This is a genomic window from Pseudomonadota bacterium (assembly GCA_030859565.1).
Taxonomy (GTDB): domain Bacteria; phylum Pseudomonadota; class Gammaproteobacteria; order JACCXJ01; family JACCXJ01; genus USCg-Taylor.
In genome coordinates this window covers 1-3790 of sequence record JALZJW010000233.1, presented here as the reverse complement: position 1 = coordinate 3790, position 3790 = coordinate 1, and the positions used below count along the sequence as shown (strand labels likewise).

The window sequence follows — 3790 nt, the reverse complement described above, 5'->3', positions numbered from 1 at the left end:
GTCAGTATGGAATCGGACACTGTGCTCCAGGCGGACCAGCGAGTCGCGCAACGGCGGACCCGCCGGTGCGCGGGGAACGGCTACAGCGGTCGTCGCGCTGATGCGTTCGGCGAAATCCTGTGAGTAGCCCTTCGGCCCGGAACAGATGTCACCGAAGACCGCGCCGGGTCCGACCGAGACCAACTGTTCCTGATCGCCCAAAAGGATGAGCCGCGCGGGACGCGGCAAGGCCTCGAGCAACTTGGCCATTAAGGCCAAGTCGATCATCGAGGCTTCGTCCACCACCACGGCATCGAGCGGCAGCGGGTGAGCGCGATGATAGCGAAAGCGTTCCGAATCCGTCCTAGCGCCCAGCAAGCGGTGCAAGGTAGCAACCTCGCCGGGTAGGCGGCCCGATATTTCGGGCGTGATTGGCAGCCGCTCTTTGGCCGCGCGCATAGCCTCCTGGAGGCGCGCCGCCGCCTTGCCGGTCGGGGCCGCCAAGCCGATCCGAAGCGGCAAGCCCGCGCTCGGTTGGTCCACAAGCAGGCACAAGAGTCCAAGCACCGCCGAGGTCTTCCCCGAACCCGGCGATCCGCTCACCACACAGAGCCTGCGCAGCACCGCCACCGCCGCGGCGACGCGTTGGCCGCTCGTATCGAGGGCGCTCTCGCGCGGGAACAGCCGGTCAATTCCCTGCCGCAGCGTCTCAAGGTTTACCCCGGCTGCCTCGTCCTTGGCGCGCTCGCTTAAAGCATCCGCGATCGTTTGTTGATAGCGCCAGTAGCGATAGAGGTATAGCCGCGTGCCGGCCTCGAGAATCAAAGGACGATAGTCACCGGGAGCACCCACGGCCGGGCTACTGCGCAAGGCATCGAGCCACGCCTCGAGCACGGGGACAATGGGCGCCTCGGGTGCATCCAAGAGCGGGCGGCCCGCATGCGTTTCGAGGCTCGCACACGCATGCCCTTGAGCGGTCAGGGTACTAGCCAGCATCGCCGCGTACGCGACTTCCGGCCGCTCGCGGCCGTCCAAGCGGGCGATCAACCGGGCAAAGTGGAAATCGATATCGGTGATGCGTTCCGACCGATAGAGCGATTCGAGAACGCGCACCTCTACGCCCCTAGGGAGACCTGGCGCGCCGCGCGCACCGCCGCACCTGGATCGCCGATCGCGCTAGCTCGGCTCAAAGAAAACGTAGGGAGTCGCATAATCGCTAAACTCAAAATAAACACGCTTCTCGCCGGTATCCACGTTACCGTTCAGGTTCTCCTCGAGCACGCCATAGCGAACCGGTAGGGCGCGCCGATCCATCCTGCTCACGTAAGCCGTAGACAATTTATCAATCGCGAGAAAACGCCGGACCAGCTTATCGCCCGCGCAGATCTCGAGCATGCCCGTCAGTACCGGTCCAGCGCGGCGCGAACAAGTCGCGCTGCTTTGACGCCTAGATTCCTGTGATCAGAAAATCCAGCGCGGCAATAATCGCGGCGCGGTAAGCGGACAGGTTGGCTACCTCCTGGCCAAGTTCCTTCTTGGAAATACCCGCTAGTTGCGGCGTCAACATAACATACGTACCGTCGTCAAGCTCAAAGGTAGGCGTCAGCGTTGTGAGCACTTTTCCCTTTAATGCTCCGGACGAGCAGACGGGAATCACAACCCGCGTTCCTAAATCCCCGAGCAGGTTACTCTGAACGTCAATCAGGTAAGGAATTCTTGCTTTGGTATCGGGGTTCTTATTTCTATGGAGCATAAATTGAGGCATCAAAAGCTCCGAAGACCATCGCCAAAGGAGCCGTGCTTTTCAACATGCTGATTGTAAGCATCTATGGCGTCACGGTTATCTGCTAGCCACCGCTCTCTCCGCCGTTGCCCAACGAGATCGGTCAGTGTTTGCTCGAGGACAGCGGAAAGGTTGATGTCCATCTCCTTGGCCTTGTTTAGTAAGTCAATGTTTATACTAAGGTTAGTGGCTTTCTTTGGGGCTGAGGTGTTGTACGGTGGCAGCATTACGGCGCCTCCAAGGTTCGCTAATTATGCGCATATACTATGCGCATATTTCTCTTTCATCAATAGTGGAGACGTTTAGCAATTTTGCAAAGACACTAGCGCCCGCCTGATAGGTGGAAACGACGAGGCTGATGTTTAACTCATCGAAGAGGGCCGGCAGATTCGCGGTGTGGACACTGCGCACGGCCTCGGTAGCCACGGACGACTCGGGGCCACGCAGATACGAACGCTCAGGCGCATGGGGGCTAACAGCTTCCAACAGTCGACGGAGGATCGCTCCTAGCGCACGGTCGAAGGCCGCCGACCCGTGTTCCCCTATTGTTGCTATGAACTCGCCAATTAACCCCGCCCTCACCCTACCCTCTCCGAATGGAAGAGTAAACGTAGTGCGTTTAATGCCTTTTCGTCATCAACACCGTGCCGGTCATGAGCTTGTCGGTGTACGCCATTGCGAGCGCCGAAAATACGAACGTCAGGTGAATGATCACCTGCCACATGATTGCTTTTTCGGGAGTGTGCTCGGCATTGATGAAGGTCTTGAGCAAATGAATCGCGGAGATCCCGATCAATGCCGTGGCCAGTTTGACCTTGAGCACACCGGCGCTGACGTGCGACAGCCACTCGGGTTGATCCGGGTGGCTCTCGAGCGCGAGCCGCGAGACGAAGGTTTCGTAGCCGCCGATGATGACAATATTCAAGAGATTGGCGATCATCACGACATCGATGAGCCCGAGCACGATGAGCATGATGTCGGTGTCCGTCAGACGCCCCGCCTTGACCACGAGATGGCTCAACTCGATCATGAATTGATAGACGTACACGCCTTGGGCCACGACCAATCCCAGGTAAAGCGGCGCCTGCAGCCAACGGCTCCAGAAAATAAAATTCTTGAGGACTTGTATCAACCGAACCATGTTCCGGATTTTAACGGTCGAAAAATTTGCGGCGAATTGTATCATCCTTGGCCCGATGAGCCAGCGCGCAATAGTTCAGGCTTGTCCTCCGGTCTCCTAAAACTGAATTCCACAAAGAAGGAGCATTCCTGTGGACAGTCAAATCACGGCTTGGTGTGACGATGTGTTGAAAGCCCTGCTCTTGTGGTGGCTATTCCGGTCCTGGCACAGGTTTGTCTCGGGCGTCGACATTCCGCGCAAAAGTAATGGTGCCGGGCGCTGCGGTGCCCGCGGTCAAAAGGAATCGCATCGCTTCGTCGAGCGTCCAATCTGTCGAGATAACCTTTGTCAGCGACATAATTTGTATGAAACCGGAGGTCGGGTTGGGCGAGGTCGGGACATACACTACCGCCAATTCCTCTCCACTCGCCTCGTCGAACAGGGTTCGAGTCACCAACCCGATGGTCTTCATCTCCGGTGACGGAAAATCTATCAGAACGACCCGCTCGACCCCCTCGGGCTTGGTTTGGAAGGCCGCAAGAAATATCTTGATGCCACCATAGATCGTCTTCACCCAGGGAAGGCGGTCTAGTAGCGCCTCAAACCAGGCCAGCCAGCGCCGGCCCAGTACCTGAGTGGTTGCCCAACCCAAAAAATAAAGCACCACCAGGGTGAGCGCCACGGCACTTAGGTATTCCACCCAGGGGGTAGACAACCATTCCGCAAACCCGGGCGAGACGCGATACATGACCGTGTAAAACACCGACGCGCCGGGTTGCCCCAAGTGAAACAAAGTATGGAACAGGAAATCAAACACCAGCCAGGTCAGCAGAGCCGGTGTCAATATCAGCGCGCCGGCGAGCATATACCTCGGCGCGCGGCGCAGGTCAAATTTGTGTTTTTCCTTG

The 3790-nt window shown here is 58.1% G+C and carries 6 protein-coding genes and 1 pseudogene; all 7 read right to left on the bottom strand.

The window, feature by feature from the left end:
• Positions 1-1092: AAA family ATPase (locus M3436_19935; GenBank protein MDQ3566247.1), on the bottom strand; the 1092-nt coding region annotated here is incomplete at its 3' end.
• 63 nt (positions 1093-1155) lie between these two features.
• A pseudogene (locus tag M3436_19930) lies at positions 1156-1393 on the bottom strand (hypothetical protein).
• A 33-nt stretch (positions 1394-1426) separates the two neighbouring features.
• Positions 1427-1744, bottom strand: coding sequence for a CcdB family protein (locus M3436_19925; protein ID MDQ3566246.1), 318 nt, complete (start codon positions 1742-1744; stop codon positions 1427-1429).
• On the bottom strand, positions 1744-1989 hold the full coding sequence (locus M3436_19920) for a type II toxin-antitoxin system CcdA family antitoxin (GenBank protein MDQ3566245.1): 246 nt from the start codon (positions 1987-1989) through the stop codon (positions 1744-1746). Before M3436_19920 ends, M3436_19925 begins: the two co-directional genes overlap by 1 nt.
• 37 nt (positions 1990-2026) lie before the next feature.
• Positions 2027-2344, bottom strand: coding sequence for a TIGR03032 family protein (locus M3436_19915; protein ID MDQ3566244.1), 318 nt, complete (start codon positions 2342-2344; stop codon positions 2027-2029).
• A 37-nt stretch (positions 2345-2381) separates the two neighbouring features.
• Positions 2382-2903 (bottom strand): TIGR00645 family protein, encoded by a 522-nt coding sequence (locus M3436_19910; GenBank protein MDQ3566243.1) that lies wholly within the window; start codon positions 2901-2903, stop codon positions 2382-2384.
• Positions 2904-3093: 190 nt separating this feature from the next.
• Positions 3094-3790 (bottom strand): DUF502 domain-containing protein (locus tag M3436_19905; GenBank protein ID MDQ3566242.1); only part of this gene is annotated, 697 nt, incomplete at its 5' end.

Bases quoted from the DNA above. Each gene is read 5' to 3' on its own strand.
- M3436_19925 (MDQ3566246.1), bottom strand. From the start codon at position 1,744: ATGCCTCAATTTATGCTCCATAGAAATAAGAACCCCGATACCAAAGCA.
- M3436_19910 (MDQ3566243.1), bottom strand. From the start codon at position 2,903: ATGGTTCGGTTGATACAAGTCCTCAAGAATTTTATTTTCTGGAGCCGT.
- M3436_19920 (MDQ3566245.1), bottom strand. From the start codon at position 1,989: ATGCTGCCACCGTACAACACCTCAGCCCCAAAGAAAGCCACTAACCTT.